We start from the raw sequence: 15405 nt of genomic DNA, 5'->3' as shown, positions 1-15405 counted from the left end.
GCTGCCAAGAAGTAAGAAGATGACAGGCATAAAAAAACGCCAGCAATCGCTGGCGTTATTGTGTCCGCAAAGAAACGGTGCGAACCGGTGAGGCTCAACCCAGCAGGGTTGCCCAGCCTTCAACCACGTCACCGCCCCACTTGGCTTTCCACTCTTTCAGAGTCTTGTGGTTGCCACCCTTGGTTTCGATGACTTCGCCGTTGTGCGGGTTTTTGTATTGCTTAACTTTGCGAGCGCGCTTGGTGCCGGTAGTTTTTACCGCGCCACGTGGTGCTTTGCTTGACTTGGCTTCTGGATCCAGCAGGGCAATGATGTCGCGCAGGGACTTGGAGTACTCACCCATCAGCGTACGCAGTTTGCCTTCGAATTCCAGCTCGGTTTGCAGTTTGTCGTCTTGGGACAGGTTTTTCAGACGCGCTTGCAGTTCTTTGATGGCTTCTTCAGTGGCGCGGTATTCATTGATCAAGGACATTTGGACTACCTTATGTAGGACGCGGGTGACAAGGAGACAGTGCGACAATAGTAATCAGACAGTTTCATCAAGTAAACATTTAAGCCGTGTTTTATTTAATTAATTAGTGCAGTGCCGCAAAAATGGCCATTGCAGTTAAATACTGTGAGCCGCCTCACATCTGTTTACACATATAGCCCGGCGCCATCGGCCACGCCGTTCGCGGCCCAGGGTTGTCGCGATGGGCGCGGCGCGTCATCGATACTGCAGTTTTTTTGCGCAATGGCTAGAATGGCCGCCTTTGCGAAGTTCTGGAGTTCCCCTAATGCGCACTTTTCGGCTGGTGATTGCTTGCCCGGACCGCGTCGGCATCGTTGCTAAAGTCAGTAACTTTCTGGCGTCCCATAACGGCTGGATCACTGAAGCGAGCCATCACTCGGATAATCACAGTGGCTGGTTCTTCATGCGTCACGAGATTCGTGCCGACTCGTTGCCCTTCGGCATCGAAGCCTTTCGTGAGGCGTTTGCGCCGATTGCCGAAGAGTTCTCGATGGACTGGCGCATCACCGACACCGCGCAGAAAAAACGCGTCGTGCTGATGGCCAGCCGCGAGTCTCACTGCCTGGCTGACTTGTTGCACCGCTGGCACAGCGATGAGCTCGATTGCGACATTGCCTGTGTCATCTCCAACCATGACGACTTGCGCAGCATGGTGGAATGGCACGGCATCCCGTACTACCACGTACCCGTCAACCCGCAGGACAAGCAGCCGGCGTTTGCCGAAGTCTCGCGGCTGGTCAAGCAGCATGAGGCCGAAGTGGTGGTGCTGGCGCGCTACATGCAAATCCTGCCACCAGCCTTGTGCCGCGAATACGCCCACCAGGTCATCAACATCCACCACAGTTTCCTGCCGTCGTTCGTCGGTGCCAAGCCGTACCACCAGGCGTCGATGCGCGGTGTGAAACTGATCGGCGCCACCTGCCACTATGTGACCGAAGAGCTGGATGCCGGCCCGATCATCGAGCAGGACGTGGTGCGCGTCAGCCACAGCGACAGTATCGAAGACATGGTGCGTTTCGGTCGCGACGTGGAGAAGATGGTGTTGGCCCGCGGCTTGCGCTATCACCTGGAAGACCGGGTATTGGTGCACGGCAACAAGACCGTGGTGTTCTGACTACACTCAAAGGGCCTGGACGAGCGATCGCCAGGCCCTTTTTTCATGAGGCCCGCCATGACCGATCCGTTGGACAAAGCCACTTCCCGTGCGCCGGCGACCCTGGGCGAGGGCTGCCTGAGCCGCTACGACCCTGACGCCTTGGGGCCGGAAGACGGCACTGAGTTCCCCGATGCCGCGCAACTGTGGGAGCAGTTACATCCCCAGGATGAGCCCGAGCAGAAACGCTGATCGGTCATGCCTGCCTGAGTTTTATCAGCTTCTTGATCAAGGGTCGCCCGACCATCAAAAAAAATACCGGCCCGCCCGCTACCAGATAAAAGTAATAGGTCACCGCGCGCCAGATCAGGATCGCCGCTGCCGCCGTGGATTTGCCCACCATGGGCGCCAACAGCGCCGCCGAGGTCACCTCTGCCGCCCCGGCACCGCCCGGCAACAGGCTGAATTGCCCCGCGCTCAAGGACAGCATCTGGATCAGGAAACTCCAGGCCCACTGCAAATCCGCGCCGAGCCCTTTCAACGCCAGGAACAACACGCTGTAGCGCAGCACCCAGTGGAGGCACGTCAGGCCGAAGACTTGGAACAGCGTCTGCCGTGGCAGTTTCAAGGTGTCGGTAAAGGCCGCGAGAAAGTGCAGGATCTTGCGCGCCCAGCGTCGGCGGGTGCTGCTCTTGACCCGCAAATGGCACAGTAGCCGAGCGCCCAGCAGGATCAGCCGGCGATGGAAGCGGGCCAGCAGCGCGCAGGCGACCAGTCCGCCAAACATTGAAACCGCACTCAATCCCAACATCCATTCCATGCGCTGGCTGAGGTTCTGGAACAACGCGTAAAACAGAATGCCTACCAACGCGCAGAGGAAGAACAGCAGGTCGCTCAGCTGATCCATGGCAAACACCGCGCTGCCATGGGCCGGACGTACACCGTTGCGTGCCAGCAGGGCCATCAGCGTCAGCGGCCCGCCACTGCCGCCGGGTGTGGCGCACATGGCGAACTCGGTGGACATCACCACGCCCATGCTTTTCAGCCCGCCGATGCGCCCACGGTGTTCACCCAGCAGCAACCGCAGACGCACGGAGTTCAAACCCCAGCACAGCACGATCATGCCGAGCATGGTCAGCAGCAACGACAGGGGGAAACGCTGCACCCGCGACCACATTTCTGCGCCGCCCATCAACAACGGCACCAGCAACGCCGTGAGCAGCGCGACGCCCAGCCAGATCAGCCGTTTCATGCGGCGCTGCTGACCCGCAGGCCCTGGGTGGCCAGCCAGCCGATCTTGGTCATCGGCACGCGACCGTCATTGAGCAGGCGTTCGAGGGTGCGCAGCCAGTAATCCCGGGAAAACCCGTGGCGCATGTCCACCGGGTGCAGGCCCAGGCGAATCACCGGGGCCTGGCGCCAGCGCTGTTCACGCTGGTCGCTGATGACTTTCGACAGGCCACGGCGCCAGGCACTGCGGGCGCTCCAGACCAGTCCCGGGGCGTCAATGGCAGTGAAGTCGGGCAGGCGATAAAGGTGTTGGGTATCGCTGGTGTAGCTCAGGGGCAACTGGCGCAAGGCCTGGCGTGTGCCTTCGCTCATCAGCCAGGCCGGGGCGACGAAACCTTCCAGCGGCCAGTGGTAGCGCTCAAAGGTTTCGATACCGGCGCGCAGGCGGGCGAGGGCGGCCTGTTCGGACAGATTGTAGAACTCACCTTCATGGGTATAGACCCGGCGCATGAACCAGTCCTTGGGGTGCCGGGCCGCAGGACCGTCGTCGCAATGGTAATAACCGTGCAACACCAGCTCGTCGCCGCGCTCGACCCGGCTGTCGAGCAAACGCCGAAAACCTGGGTGAGCCTCCAGGGCGTTGGCGCGGTGAAAGTCAGGTACCACCAGCCAAGTCATCGGCACTTGGCCAAGGGCGTCGACGGCTTCGACGAAGGGCTGGTAGTCGGGCCAGGTTTGCGGTGCCACGTCGTGCAGCACCAGTAGCACGCTGGGCGATTGAGTCATCGACACGGACCTCACCTCAACCATTGGCCAGCAGCGGCATCTGTTCGCCGAGCACGGCGTGATAGTGCCCCAGCAAGCTGTTGACCACCGAATCCCAGGCGTAGTGGCGCTCCACATGACGACGCGCCAACGCGCCACGGCGCTGGCAGCCTTCGGCGAAGAGTTGCCGCACGGCATTGGCCATGGCCTGAGGGTTATCGGGCGCGCACAGCAAGCCGCAGTCTTCGTGGACGATTTCGTTGAAGGCCCCGGCCGCCACCGCCACCACGGGAATCCCGCAGGCCATGGCCTCGAGGATCACCAGGCCGAAGGTCTCCTGGTCGCCGGCGTGCAGCAGGGCATCGGCACTGGCCATGAGCCGGGCGACTTGCGGCGCCGGGCAGAACTCATCAACCACCGTGACGTTGTCCGGCACTACGGCGGGCATCGAGGAACCCACCAGCAGCAGGTGGTAGCGCTCGCCCAGGCGTTTCATGCACTTGAGCAACACCGGCAGGTTTTTTTCCTTGGAGCCGCGCCCGGCGAAAATCAGCAGGCGCGCATCCTCGGCAATACCCAGCTCGGCGCGCAGCTCCGGGTCGCGAGCGGCAGGGTTGAAAGTCTGCAGGTCCACGCCCAAAGGTTGTACGTAGACGTTTTTGACGCCCAGCCCGGCCAGTTTGTCGGCCATGACCTGGCTCGGCGCCAGGACCCGGTCGAAATTGCCGTACAACTTGCTGACATAAGCTTCGATATTGGGCGTGAACCAGTTGCCCATGCGGTTGCTCACCAGCAGCGGCAGGTCGGAATGATAAAAACCGATCACGGGCACGTCGAGCTGACGCCGGGCGTCCAGGGCGGCCCACGCGGTGAGGTAGGGATCACCGACTTCAATCAGATCCGGCTGCAGATCACGCAGGACATTGCGCCAGGGCGCCAGCCGAAGGGGGAAGCGATAGCCCTTGCCGAACGGCAGGGCGGGGGCCGGCACCTTGTAGATCCCATCGTGCTCGCTCAAATGCGCGCCGGGGATCAACAGGCTGTGGCGAATACCGGGCCGATCGCCCAGGCGCCGGTGCTTGGCATCCAGATAAGTGCGCACGCCTCCGCTGGCGGGGGCGTAGAACATGGTTATGTCCGCTATATGCACGATGAACATCCCTCCGGTCAGTGTTCTCCTGTGTTGACCTTTATGAAGAATAGATGTTCGGTTGGGGTTGTGTGGCAACCGGGATGCCAGTGGGGATCGGTTTGTTTGACAGAGCCCATCGCGAGCAAGCTCGCTCCCAAATGGGATCTATGTTCCAGCCGGAATCCTGCGGGAGCGAGCTTGCTCGCGATGAGGCCGGCCCGGGCTCGCAGGCTTTTATTCCGGGTGCCCGGGTCTAAATGCTCCGGGCGTGCTTTTATATAAGCGTGCAAAATAGCGTCATATCGCAACTATCACAGGTGACCAAATGCCTGACTCATCGCAACTCGTTATCGGGGCCGACCTTGCCGGCCAGCCCATCGCCCAGGCCATGCGCCTGGCGAACCGTCACGGTCTGGTGGCGGGTGCCACCGGTACCGGCAAGACCGTCACCTTGCAGCGCCTGGCCGAGATGTTCAGCGATGCCGGCGTGGCGGTGTTCGCCGCAGACATCAAGGGCGACCTGTGCGGCCTCGGCGCCGCCGGCAATCCCCAGGGCAAGATCGCCGAGCGTATCGCCGGGATGCCTTGGCTGGGCCACAAGCCTCAGGCTTATCCCGTGACGTTGTGGGATATTCACGGTCAATCGGGTCATCCGTTGCGCACCACGTTGAGTGAAATGGGCCCCTTGCTGATCGGCAGCCTGCTTGAGCTGACAGACAGCCAGCAATCGGCGTTGTATGCCGCCTTCAAGGTCGCCGACCGCGAAGGCTTGTTGCTGCTGGATCTCAAGGACCTGAAGGCGCTGCTCAATCACCTCAAGGACAATCCCGAGTTGCTGGGGGACGATGCGGCGTTGATGACCACCGGGTCCAGTCAGGCTTTGTTGCGGCGCTTGTCGACCCTGGAGCAGCAGGGCGCGGACGCGTTGTTTGGCGAGCCGGCCTTGCAGCTCGAAGACATCCTGCAACCGGCCAGTGACGGCCGTGGTCGTATTCATTTGCTGGACGCCAGTCGCCTGGTGCATGAAGCGCCGAAGGTCTACGCGACGTTTCTGCTGTGGCTGCTGGCCGAGCTGTTCGAGCAATTGCCCGAGCGCGGCGATGCGGACAAACCGCTGCTGGCGCTGTTCTTCGATGAGGCGCACCTGCTGTTTGCCGGCACGCCCAAGGCCTTGCAGGAACGTTTGGAACAAGTGGTGCGGCTGATTCGCTCCAAGGGCGTCGGGGTGTATTTCGTGACCCAGTCGCCGGGGGATTTGCCAGACGATGTGCTGGCGCAGTTGGGGTTGCGCATCCAGCATGGCCTGCGGGCCTTTACCGCCAAGGAGCAGAAATCGTTGCGGGCGGTGGCGGATGGTTTCCGGCCGAATCCGCAATTCGATGCCCTGGCGGTGCTCACCGAACTGGGCATCGGTGAAGCCTTGGTGGGCACCTTGCAGGAAAAAGGCACGCCGGAGATGGTCCAGCGCGTGTTGGTGGCCCCACCGCAGTCGCGCATCGGGCCGCTGAGCGAGGCCGAGCGTGCGGGGCTGATCGCCAGTTCGCCGTTGCAAGGGCGTTATGACAAGCCGATCGATCGCGAGTCGGCCTATGAGGTGCTGATGGGGCGTAAGGGGTTGGAGCCCCAGGCTGAAGTGGCCCCAGGCAAACCGGTGGGCGAAGAGCCGAGTTTTACCGAAAAGGCTGGGGAGTTCCTTGGCACGGCGGCTGGCCAGGCGTTGAAATCGGCGATGCGCCAGGCGGCTAATCAGTTGGGGCGGCAATTGGTGCGGGGGTTGATGGGGTCGTTGTTGGGGGGGAGCAAGCGTCGGTAGGCAAGGCCGGGTTGGTCTCTTCGCGGGTTAGGCCGCTTCCACGGGGGGATGGGTGGGGGGTTATAGGTCGTGTGTATATCCGTTTCTGCGGTAACGGCCACTGGCGGTTCCGCCCTTACGGCGGGTCACTTTCGAAAAGCGCGAAAGTAACCAAAGCGCTTTGCCCCACCACTCGGTGCCTCGCTTAGGCTCGGCATGCCCGAACGCAGGCATTGCTCCGTGGGCCGCCGCGAAGGGCCATCCATGGCCCAGCGCGGCTACCTCGGCATCCATGCCGAGGTGCCCACTGCGCAATACCTACGTTCGGCCAGCGTGGTTTATGGGGCGCTCGAGATCAAGATCAAGATCTAAAGCAGAGCAAGAGCGGGGGGTATATCCAGCATCTATGTGACTGGACCACCGCTATCGCGAGCAAGCTCGCTCCCACATGGGATTGTGGGTGCTCATAGCATCTGCACACGACACAAAAACCTGTGGGAGCGAGCTTGCTCGCGATGAGGCCAGCCCAGTCAACATCTTACCTCAAGTGACACCCGCTATCGCGAGCAAGCTCGCTCCCACAGGAGGAACGCGTTCACCCCAAGCCAGGCCGGCTATTAGGCCGCCTCGCGTCGCTTTTGATCTTAGGCGCCCCGTTAACCACGCTGGCCGAACGCAGGCATTGCGCAGTGGGCATCCCGGCATGGATGCCGGGATAGCCGCGCTGGGCCATGGATGGCCCTTCGCGGCGGCCCACGGAGCAATGCCGGAGAGAGGGCACACCGAGCCTAGGCGAGGTGCCGAGTGGTGGGGCATGTACGGAACAACCACATGGGTTACAAAAAAGTGCATTCACATAGGTGACACTTTGATTGAAACGTAGCCGTTCTTGGCATTTCTCGCATTAACATGACCCAGGATCACCGGCCCGAAGATCACATTCCATATCCCATCACCAATCATCTCCATGCCGATGGTCTGATAACAGAGCAAATTACCTACATAAACCCTCATACCGCCTCGATTGATGATCCCATTACTATCGGCCAGGTAACTTTCGATATGGCTCGCATAAGTCATTTCAGGCAGCGTTTCGGGATACATTCGAGTTGAAGGCGTATAACAGGCAGCAGGCGTTTTCTGTCCCAGCGACTCGTGCCCACGCTCGTAATTGTAGTGCTGTCTGAAACGATCAAAATGACGTTGCTGGGCCTCCCAAGCAATAGCCGCAGGTTGAGGCAACGTACTTTTCAGCGTCCGATGCATGCGCTCGTGACGCCCATTTTGATCCGGGCGGCCCGGCTCGATCCGCTCAGGGATGATCCCGAGTCTCATCCACCAGATCGACAGCTGTGACAGCCCCGCACGACTCGTACTGGCAAACGGTACGCCATTGTCGGTACGAATCCGTTCCGGCAGCCCATACTCACGAAAAACCCGCTCGAAGGTTTCCTGGGTTTCCTTGAAGTTGGTGCTGCCCATGCTCTGGCAAGCCAGTAGAAAGCGACTGGCATGATCCATGATTGTCAGTGGATAGCACCAAACACCTGCCCCGGTCAGATACTGACCTTTGTAATCAGCGCTGAAGAGCTGGTTGGGATTCTCTGCCTTGTGCAAAGGCTTGGGATAAACAGCCACACGCCTGCGCAAAGGCCGAGGCGTGATCAAATCAGCTGCCTTGAGTACATTATAAATGGTCGTTTTCGACGGCGGATCCTGATCAGGAAAACGCTGCACGAGGCAGTTTTGAATTTTCTTCGGGCCGGGAATCGTCTCGCCAATGGAGCGAAGCTCAATGATCGCCTGTTTCACGACCAGGGGCACAACATAGGTTTGGTTGTGCCGGCGGCGGCTACGCTCATCAAGCCCACCGGGGCCCTCTGTTTCGTATCGTTTAACCCATTTGTACGCAGTCTTTCGGCTGATCTCATAGTCCCGGCACAGCTGACTTAAGCTGTGCTCTTTGGACAGATAATCCGCGATGAACATCACTTTCAGGTCCATAGGTTTCAGCTCTCTCCAGGGCATGGTCAGATCCTCGCGAAATCGACCCTGCCAGTTAAAAACTGTTACCTATGTGCGTGAACTGATTTGTAACCCATGTGGGTGAGTCATACCGGCAAGAGCGTTTTGCTTACTTTTGCGCTTCTCAAAAGTGAGCCGCCGTAAGGGCGGAACCGCCAGCCGCCGTTACAAAAAAAACGGATATACACACAAACTACAAACCCCCACCCATAGCGGTCCTACACCCAACCAAGAAACCCAGGTCAATCCTTAGGCCGAGCATGCGCCGCCAACCGCTCCAACGCCGCCCGCAGATTGGGATCGCTAATACCATCCGCCGTAGCCTGGATGGTCGCGGCCGCATCGGTAGACAGGTCCAGGGTATGCCCCTTGACGCCCACCTGCACCGTAGGCGGCTGCACCTTGAACAAAATCCGCGTCAGGCTGGCGAACTCTTCAAAGGCCTGCAATTGACGCAGCAGACGCTTTTGCTGATAGCGCAAACGCGTGGCCCAGTGGCCGTCGGTGACGATCAGCAACAAACTGCCTTCGCGCCAGGACGCCACGTGGCAATGCTCGCGGGCGGCAGGCTGCAACTGGCTGTCCAGCAAGCGCTGCAGGTGACCCAGGCGTTTGGCGTGGCCGAAGATGGCTTTTAGCGGTTTGGCTTCGCGCAGCAGAACGGCGGGAGCCTTGGCTGGAAGGGGGCGAAAGGCCATGAACGAATACCGCGAGTGACAGAGGCGCCATGGTAGCAGAAAGCGCCGGGCGCGCCTCGACCCTGCAGCCCAGCGGCTTTTTACCTGCGCAATCAAAGAGTAACTTCTGCGTTTTGTGGGTTGAAGTTCGCGCAAAAGCCCTTATTTTAGGGAGGCCCCGTCACAGCGCTGTGCCAGCATCGTGGAATAACGCCACTTTCCTCTCCATCGTTTCCGGGTAGAATGCTCGTTCGCATGCGGCCATGAGGGCTGCACGGGCGACTCACGGGGCCGCCCTCCATCCCTTTAGTGTGGAAGATCCTGCCGATATGTTTGCGCCTTTGTTAAAGAAACTTTTTGGAAGCAAGAACGAGCGTGAAGTCAAACGCATGCTCAAGACGGTACAGACTGTCAATGCCTTCGAAGAGCAAATGGTGGCCCTTTCGGACGATCAGTTACGCGCCAAGACTGCCGAATTCAAGGACCGCATCGCCAAGGGGGAAACCCTTGACCAGCTCCTGCCCGAAGCCTTTGCGGTCGCTCGTGAGGCCGGCAAGCGGGTGATGGGCATGCGCCACTTCGACGTTCAGTTGATCGGCGGCATGACCTTGCACGAAGGTAAAATCGCCGAAATGCGCACTGGTGAGGGCAAGACCCTCGTGGCGACCCTGGGCGTCTACCTCAACGCACTGTCCGGCAAGGGCGTGCACGTGGTGACGGTCAACGACTACCTGGCCCGCCGCGACGCCAACTGGATGCGCCCGCTCTACGAATTCCTCGGCCTGACCGTCGGCGTCGTCACGCCATTCCAGCCGCCGGAAGAGAAGCGTGCCGCCTACGCCGCCGACATCACCTACGGCACCAACAACGAATTCGGTTTCGACTACCTGCGCGACAACATGGCGTTCAGCATGGAAGAAAAATTCCAGCGTGAACTCAACTTTGCCGTGATCGACGAAGTCGACTCCATCCTCATCGACGAAGCCCGTACCCCGCTGATCATTTCCGGTCAGGCCGAGGACAGCTCCAAGCTGTACATCGAGATCAACAAACTGATCCCGCAGCTGACGTTGCACGTCGAGGAAGTCGAAGGCGAAGTGACCCAGCCCGGGCACTACACCGTTGACGAGAAGACCCGCCAGGTCGAGCTCAACGAAGCCGGTCACCAGTTCGTCGAAGAAATGCTTACCCGCGTCGGTTTGCTGGCTGAAGGCGAGAGCCTCTACTCGGCCCATAACCTGGGCCTGCTGACCCACGTCTATGCTGGCCTGCGTGCCCACAAGCTGTTCCATCGCAACATCGAATACATCGTGCAGGACGGCCAGGTCGTGCTGGTGGACGAGCATACCGGTCGTACCATGCCGGGGCGTCGCCTGTCCGAGGGCCTGCACCAGGCCATCGAGGCCAAGGAAAACCTGAACATCCAGGCCGAGAGCCAGACCCTGGCCTCGACCACCTTCCAGAACTACTTCCGCCTGTACAACAAACTCTCCGGCATGACCGGTACCGCCGACACCGAAGCGTTCGAATTCCACCAGATCTACGGCCTGCAAGTGGTGGTGATTCCGCCGAACAAGCCATTGGCTCGCAAAGACTACAACGACCTGGTGTTCCTGACCGCCGAGGAGAAGTACGCGGCCATCATCGCCGACATCAAGGAGTGCATGGCCCAGGGCCGTCCGATCCTGGTGGGTACCGCCACCATCGAGACCTCCGAGCACATGTCCGCCTTGCTCAACAAGGAAGGTATCGAGCACAAGGTTCTCAACGCCAAGTTCCACGAGAAGGAAGCCGAGATCATCGCCCAGGCCGGTCGCCCGGGTGCGCTGACCATCGCCACCAACATGGCCGGTCGTGGTACCGACATCCTGCTGGGCGGCAACTGGGAAGTGGAAGTCGCCAGCCTGGAAAACCCGACCCCCGAGCAGATCGCGCAGATCAAGGCCGACTGGCAGAAGCGTCACCAGCAGGTGCTCGAATCCGGCGGTTTGCAGGTGATTGCATCCGAACGTCACGAATCGCGCCGTATCGACAACCAGCTGCGTGGCCGTGCCGGTCGCCAGGGCGACGCCGGTTCCAGCCGTTTCTACCTGTCCCTGGAAGACAGCCTGATGCGCATCTTCGCCTCTGACCGGGTGAAGAACTTCATGAAGGCCCTGGGCATGCAGCCGGGCGAGGCGATCGAGCACCGCATGGTGACCAACGCCATCGAGAAGGCCCAACGCAAGGTCGAAGGCCGTAACTTCGATATTCGTAAGCAACTGCTCGAGTTCGACGACGTCAACAACGAACAGCGTAAAGTGATCTATCACATGCGTAACAGTTTGTTGGCCGCCGACAACATTGGCGAAACCATCGCCGATTTCCGCCAGGACGTGCTCAACGCCACCGTCAGCGCCCACATTCCGCCGCAATCGCTGCCGGAACAGTGGGACGTCGCCGGCCTGGAGGCCGCCTTGCAGAGCGACTTCGGCGTGGCCTTGCCGATCCAGCAATGGCTCGACGAAGACGACCACCTGTACGAAGAAACCCTGCGCGAGAAGCTGCTGGCCGAATTGATCGCTGCCTACAACGAGAAAGAAGACCAGGCGGGCGCCGAAGCGCTGCGCTCCTTTGAGAAGCAAATTGTGCTGCGAGTCCTGGACGACCTGTGGAAAGACCACCTGTCGACCATGGATCACCTGCGCCACGGTATCCATTTGCGTGGTTACGCCCAGAAGAACCCGAAGCAGGAATACAAGCGCGAGTCCTACACGCTGTTCTCTGAGTTGCTCGATTCGATCAAGCGCGACTCGATCCGTGTGCTGTCCCACGTTCAGGTTCGCCGCGAAGACCCGGCCGAGGAAGAAGCTCGCCTGCGCCAGGAAGCCGAAGCCCTGGCCGCGCGCATGCAGTTCGAACACGCCGAAGCCCCTGGCCTGGAAGTGGTCGCCGAAGAGGGCGTCGATGTGGATGTCGCCCTGGCCACCGCGCCGGTGCGTAACGAACAGAAGCTGGGCCGTAACGAACTGTGCTATTGCGGTTCGGGCAAGAAATACAAGCATTGCCACGGGCAGATCCAGTAACCCCGTTTCAACGCTGAACCACCCGCGCCGCGACCGGCCTCCAGCCGTCGCGGCGTTTTGCCATTTGATCCATCGTCTAGAAGAGACGGTGCCGATATACATCTATTAAGGAGCGCATTCATGGCTGTTGGTCTTGGTCCGTTGCCAACGTTGCACCCGGTTGCCGGTTTTGAACTCGGTATTGCCTCGGCGGGCATCAAGCGCCCTGGGCGCAAGGATGTCGTGGTGATGCGTTGCGCCGAAGGCTCGACGGTGGCCGGCGTGTTCACCCTCAACGCTTTTTGCGCCGCACCGGTCATCCTGGCCAAGCAACGTGTGCAGGGGCCTGTGCGCTACCTGCTGACCAACACCGGTAATGCCAATGCCGGCACCGGCGCGCCCGGCCTGGCTGCCGCCGAACGTACCTGCGCCAAGCTGGCCGAGCTGACTGGGGTCGACGCCAGCCAGGTGTTGCCGTATTCCACTGGGGTGATCGGCGAGCCACTGCCGGTCGAGAAGATCGAAGGCGCGCTGCAGGCTGCGCTCGATGACCTGTCGGAAAACAACTGGGCCGCCGCTGCCACCGGCATCATGACCACCGACACCTTGCCCAAGGGCGCGAGCCGCCAGTTCCAGCATGACGGCGTGACGGTCACCGTTACGGGGATCAGCAAAGGCGCCGGCATGATTCGCCCGAACATGGCGACCATGCTCGGCTACATTGCCACCGACGCCAAGGTTTCCCGCCAGGTGCTGCAAGACCTGATGCTCGACGGCGCCAACAAGTCGTTCAACCGCATCACCATCGACGGCGACACCTCCACCAACGACTGCTGCATGCTGATCGCCACCGGCAAGGCCAACCTGCCGGAAATCACCGAGGCCAGCGGCCCACTGTTCGAGGCCCTGAAGCAGGCTGTGTTCGACGTGTGCATGGAAGTGGCCCAGGCCATCGTCCGCGACGGTGAAGGCGCGACCAAATTCGTGACCGTACAGGTCAACGGCGGCGGCAATCATCAGGAGTGCCTGGACGTCGGCTACACCGTGGCGCACTCGCCGCTGATCAAGACCGCACTGTTCGCCTCCGACCCGAATTGGGGCCGCATTCTCGCCGCCGTCGGCCGGGCCGGCGTGCCGGAGCTGGACGTGAGCAAGATCGACGTATTCCTCGGTGAAGTCTGCATTGCCAGCCAGGGCGCCCGTGCTGCGACCTACACTGAAGCCCAAGGCGCGGCGGTGATGCAACAGGAAGAAATCACCATCCGGATCGAACTGGGGCGTGGCGGTTGCAGCGAAACCATCTGGACCACCGACCTGTCCCACGAGTACGTCAAGATCAACGCTGAGTATCGGACCTAAACCGAGTCGTCCCCATTCGCGAGCAAGCCCGCTCCCACAGGGGATTTGCGGGGTGACATAGCAAGTGTTCACACCACAAATCCCCTGTGGGAGCGGGCTTGCTCGCGAAGGCGGCCTGACAGACATTCGCAAAGGTTTCTGATTGACCACAAGAAAGGGATTCCACGCATGAGCTTGCACCTGATCATCGGCGACCAACGCATTTCTTCCTGGTCCCTGCGCTGCGCATTGGCCCTGGCGTTGACCGGCGAGCGATACACCGAAGAGCTGGTCAGGCTCGATCAGCCCGACACTCGGGAGAAACTGCTCAAGCATTCGCCCACGGCCAAGGTCCCGTTGCTCAAGACCGAATTCGGGGTGATCGCCGATTCCCTGGCGATTGCCGAATACCTGGCCGAACAGTTCCCGCACGCCGGTCTCTGGCCCAAGGATGTAGCCGCTCGGGCCCAGGCGCGTTCGGCCTGTGCCCAGATGCACAGCGGCTTCTTTGCCATTCGCAGCAACATGCCGTTCGACATTGCCCGCGATGCGCCGCTGTCGCCCATGCCCGCTGAAGTCCAGGCGGAAATCGAGCGGATGCTGGCGCTGTGGGCCGAATGCCGTGCGGCGGCGACTGAACCCGGTCCCTACCTGTTTGGTACCCTCAGCCTGGCTGACGCGTTTTTTGCACCGGTTGCCGTGCGCTTGCGCACTTATCAGGTGGAGCTGCCCGAGGTCGATGCGGCCTACGTCGAAACCCTTTATCAATGGCCGGCATTCAAGGCGTGGCAACAGGCCGGCCTGGAGGACACTGCGCGGTGAAACGAGTACACGTAGCGGCGGCGGTCATTCGTGACGCCGCCGGCAAGATCCTGATCGCCCGACGGGCCGACACCCAGCACCAGGGCGGTCTGTGGGAGTTTCCTGGCGGCAAGGTCGAGGCCGATGAATCCGTCGAAACCGCCCTGGCCCGTGAACTTCATGAAGAGCTGGGCATTGTCGTCGACGCCGCGCGGCCGTTAATCAAGGTGCGCCACGATTATCCGGACAAACAGGTGTTGCTGGATGTCTGGGAAGTCTCGGCGTTCACCGGCGAACCCCATGGCGCCGAAGGGCAACCGCTGGCCTGGGTCACGGCCCGCGACCTGGCGAACTACGAATTTCCGGCGGCCAATCAGCCGATCGTCGCGGCGGCCCGCTTGCCGGGCGAGTACCTGATCACACCCGAAGGCCTCGAAACGCCGGCCTTGCTGCGCGGCATGCAGAAGGCGATCGCCGGCGGGATCAAATTGCTCCAGCTACGCGCGCCCAATGGCTATGACCCGCAATACCGCGATCTGGCGGTGGATGCGGCGGGCCTGTGTGCCGGCAAGGCCCAACTGATGCTCAAGGGGCCGTTCGAATGGCTGGGGGATTTCCCTTCTGCTGGCTGGCATATCACTGCCGCACAGTTGCGCAAGCATGCGGCGGCCGGTCGACCGTTCGGCAAAGACCGCTGGTTGGCGGCCTCCTGTCATAACGCCGAGGAACTGTCCCTGGCGCAGCAGATGGACGTGGATTTCGTCACGCTTTCGCCGGTGCAGCCGACCCAGACCCATCCCGAGGCTCAGCCGTTGGGCTGGGAAGAAGCGGCACGCTTGATCGAAGGCTTCAACCGGCCGGTTTATCTACTGGGTGGGGTCGGGCCGGGCGAGCGGCAACAAGCCTGGGCAGCCGGGGCGCAGGGTGTGGCGGGGATTCGGGCGTTTTGGCCTGGGGCTTGATTCTGGGGTGTGACTGCTGACGCCATCGCGAGCAA

Annotated in this window: 14 protein-coding genes; 8 read left to right on the top strand and 6 right to left on the bottom strand. The window is 61.0% G+C overall.

Annotated elements, in window-relative coordinates; translation table 11 throughout:
• Window positions 1-94 precede the first annotated feature (94 nt).
• On the bottom strand, window positions 95-472 hold the full coding sequence (gene mvaT, locus LOY70_RS23675; RefSeq protein WP_003205091.1) for a histone-like nucleoid-structuring protein MvaT: 378 nt from the start codon (window positions 470-472) through the stop codon (window positions 95-97).
• A gap of 304 nt (window positions 473-776) precedes the next feature.
• On the opposite strand from mvaT, the gene purU reads away from it, so the two are divergent.
• The gene (gene purU, locus LOY70_RS23670) at window positions 777-1625 is read left to right on the top strand and encodes a formyltetrahydrofolate deformylase (RefSeq protein ID WP_025215251.1); all 849 of its coding nucleotides are present in this window, start codon (window positions 777-779) and stop codon (window positions 1623-1625) included.
• A 57-nt stretch (window positions 1626-1682) separates the two neighbouring features.
• Entirely contained in the window at window positions 1683-1856 is a 174-nt protein-coding gene (locus LOY70_RS23665) for a hypothetical protein (protein WP_185045949.1), read from the top strand.
• 4 nt (window positions 1857-1860) lie between these two features.
• Here LOY70_RS23665 and LOY70_RS23660 read toward each other — a convergent pair whose 3' ends face one another.
• From LOY70_RS23660 to LOY70_RS23650, 3 genes are read right to left on the bottom strand one after another with little or no spacing between them, the layout of a single operon-like run.
• On the bottom strand, window positions 1861-2856 hold the full coding sequence (locus LOY70_RS23660; protein ID WP_265029499.1) for a lysylphosphatidylglycerol synthase transmembrane domain-containing protein: 996 nt from the start codon (window positions 2854-2856) through the stop codon (window positions 1861-1863).
• Entirely contained in the window at window positions 2853-3620 is a 768-nt protein-coding gene (locus LOY70_RS23655) for a DUF2334 domain-containing protein (RefSeq protein WP_123344483.1), read from the bottom strand. The genes LOY70_RS23660 and LOY70_RS23655 overlap by 4 nt, the downstream gene beginning before the upstream one ends.
• Before the next feature lie 16 nt (window positions 3621-3636).
• Window positions 3637-4758, bottom strand: coding sequence for a glycosyltransferase family 4 protein (locus tag LOY70_RS23650; RefSeq protein ID WP_265029498.1), 1122 nt, complete (start codon window positions 4756-4758; stop codon window positions 3637-3639).
• A 298-nt stretch (window positions 4759-5056) separates the two neighbouring features.
• Here LOY70_RS23650 and LOY70_RS23645 point away from each other — a divergent pair, with 298 nt between their 5' ends.
• Together LOY70_RS23645 and LOY70_RS23640 are read left to right on the top strand one after the other, a co-directional pair.
• The gene (locus LOY70_RS23645; RefSeq protein ID WP_265029497.1) at window positions 5057-6544 is read left to right on the top strand and encodes a DUF853 domain-containing protein; all 1488 of its coding nucleotides are present in this window, start codon (window positions 5057-5059) and stop codon (window positions 6542-6544) included.
• A 195-nt stretch (window positions 6545-6739) separates the two neighbouring features.
• Window positions 6740-6895 (top strand): hypothetical protein, encoded by a 156-nt coding sequence (locus LOY70_RS23640; RefSeq protein WP_265038259.1) that lies wholly within the window; start codon window positions 6740-6742, stop codon window positions 6893-6895.
• Window positions 6896-7375: 480 nt separating this feature from the next.
• On the opposite strand, the gene LOY70_RS23635 is transcribed toward LOY70_RS23640, so the two are convergent.
• Window positions 7376-8551, bottom strand: coding sequence for an integrase core domain-containing protein (locus LOY70_RS23635; protein ID WP_265028313.1), 1176 nt, complete (start codon window positions 8549-8551; stop codon window positions 7376-7378).
• Between the two features lie 239 nt (window positions 8552-8790).
• Window positions 8791-9246: a DUF721 domain-containing protein gene (locus LOY70_RS23630; RefSeq protein WP_003178559.1), complete on the bottom strand. Its 456-nt coding sequence runs from the start codon at window positions 9244-9246 to the stop codon at window positions 8791-8793.
• Between the two features lie 308 nt (window positions 9247-9554).
• On the opposite strand from LOY70_RS23630, the gene secA reads away from it, so the two are divergent.
• From secA to LOY70_RS23610, 4 genes are all read left to right on the top strand, one after another.
• Window positions 9555-12290, top strand: coding sequence for a preprotein translocase subunit SecA (gene secA / locus LOY70_RS23625; protein ID WP_123344910.1), 2736 nt, complete (start codon window positions 9555-9557; stop codon window positions 12288-12290).
• Window positions 12291-12410: 120 nt separating this feature from the next.
• A complete protein-coding gene (argJ, locus tag LOY70_RS23620; RefSeq protein ID WP_265029496.1) occupies window positions 12411-13628 on the top strand; it encodes a bifunctional glutamate N-acetyltransferase/amino-acid acetyltransferase ArgJ in 1218 nt (405 codons plus the stop codon).
• Between the two features lie 168 nt (window positions 13629-13796).
• Entirely contained in the window at window positions 13797-14429 is a 633-nt protein-coding gene (locus LOY70_RS23615; protein WP_265029495.1) for a glutathione S-transferase family protein, read from the top strand.
• Window positions 14426-15370, top strand: a complete 945-nt coding sequence (locus LOY70_RS23610; RefSeq protein WP_265029494.1) for a Nudix family hydrolase — start codon at window positions 14426-14428, stop codon at window positions 15368-15370. The genes LOY70_RS23615 and LOY70_RS23610 overlap by 4 nt, the downstream gene beginning before the upstream one ends.
• The last annotated feature ends 35 nt before the right edge of the window (window positions 15371-15405 follow it).

The organism is Pseudomonas sp. B21-054, assembly GCF_026016345.1.
GTDB lineage: Bacteria > Pseudomonadota > Gammaproteobacteria > Pseudomonadales > Pseudomonadaceae > Aquipseudomonas.
Note: the sequence above shows the minus strand (reverse complement) of the source record. Positions and strands in the feature narration are given on the sequence as shown.

Bases quoted from the DNA above. Each gene is read 5' to 3' on its own strand.
- LOY70_RS23655 (WP_123344483.1), bottom strand. From the start codon at position 3,620: ATGACTCAATCGCCCAGCGTGCTACTGGTGCTGCACGACGTGGCACCG.
- LOY70_RS23650 (WP_265029498.1), bottom strand. From the start codon at position 4,758: ATGTTCATCGTGCATATAGCGGACATAACCATGTTCTACGCCCCCGCC.
- LOY70_RS23635 (WP_265028313.1), bottom strand. From the start codon at position 8,551: ATGCCCTGGAGAGAGCTGAAACCTATGGACCTGAAAGTGATGTTCATC.
- mvaT (WP_003205091.1), bottom strand. From the start codon at position 472: ATGTCCTTGATCAATGAATACCGCGCCACTGAAGAAGCCATCAAAGAA.
- LOY70_RS23645 (WP_265029497.1), top strand. From the start codon at position 5,057: ATGCCTGACTCATCGCAACTCGTTATCGGGGCCGACCTTGCCGGCCAG.
- LOY70_RS23640 (WP_265038259.1), top strand. From the start codon at position 6,740: ATGCCCGAACGCAGGCATTGCTCCGTGGGCCGCCGCGAAGGGCCATCC.
- purU (WP_025215251.1), top strand. From the start codon at position 777: ATGCGCACTTTTCGGCTGGTGATTGCTTGCCCGGACCGCGTCGGCATC.
- LOY70_RS23665 (WP_185045949.1), top strand. From the start codon at position 1,683: ATGACCGATCCGTTGGACAAAGCCACTTCCCGTGCGCCGGCGACCCTG.
- LOY70_RS23660 (WP_265029499.1), bottom strand. From the start codon at position 2,856: ATGAAACGGCTGATCTGGCTGGGCGTCGCGCTGCTCACGGCGTTGCTG.
- secA (WP_123344910.1), top strand. From the start codon at position 9,555: ATGTTTGCGCCTTTGTTAAAGAAACTTTTTGGAAGCAAGAACGAGCGT.
- LOY70_RS23615 (WP_265029495.1), top strand. From the start codon at position 13,797: ATGAGCTTGCACCTGATCATCGGCGACCAACGCATTTCTTCCTGGTCC.
- LOY70_RS23630 (WP_003178559.1), bottom strand. From the start codon at position 9,246: ATGGCCTTTCGCCCCCTTCCAGCCAAGGCTCCCGCCGTTCTGCTGCGC.
- argJ (WP_265029496.1), top strand. From the start codon at position 12,411: ATGGCTGTTGGTCTTGGTCCGTTGCCAACGTTGCACCCGGTTGCCGGT.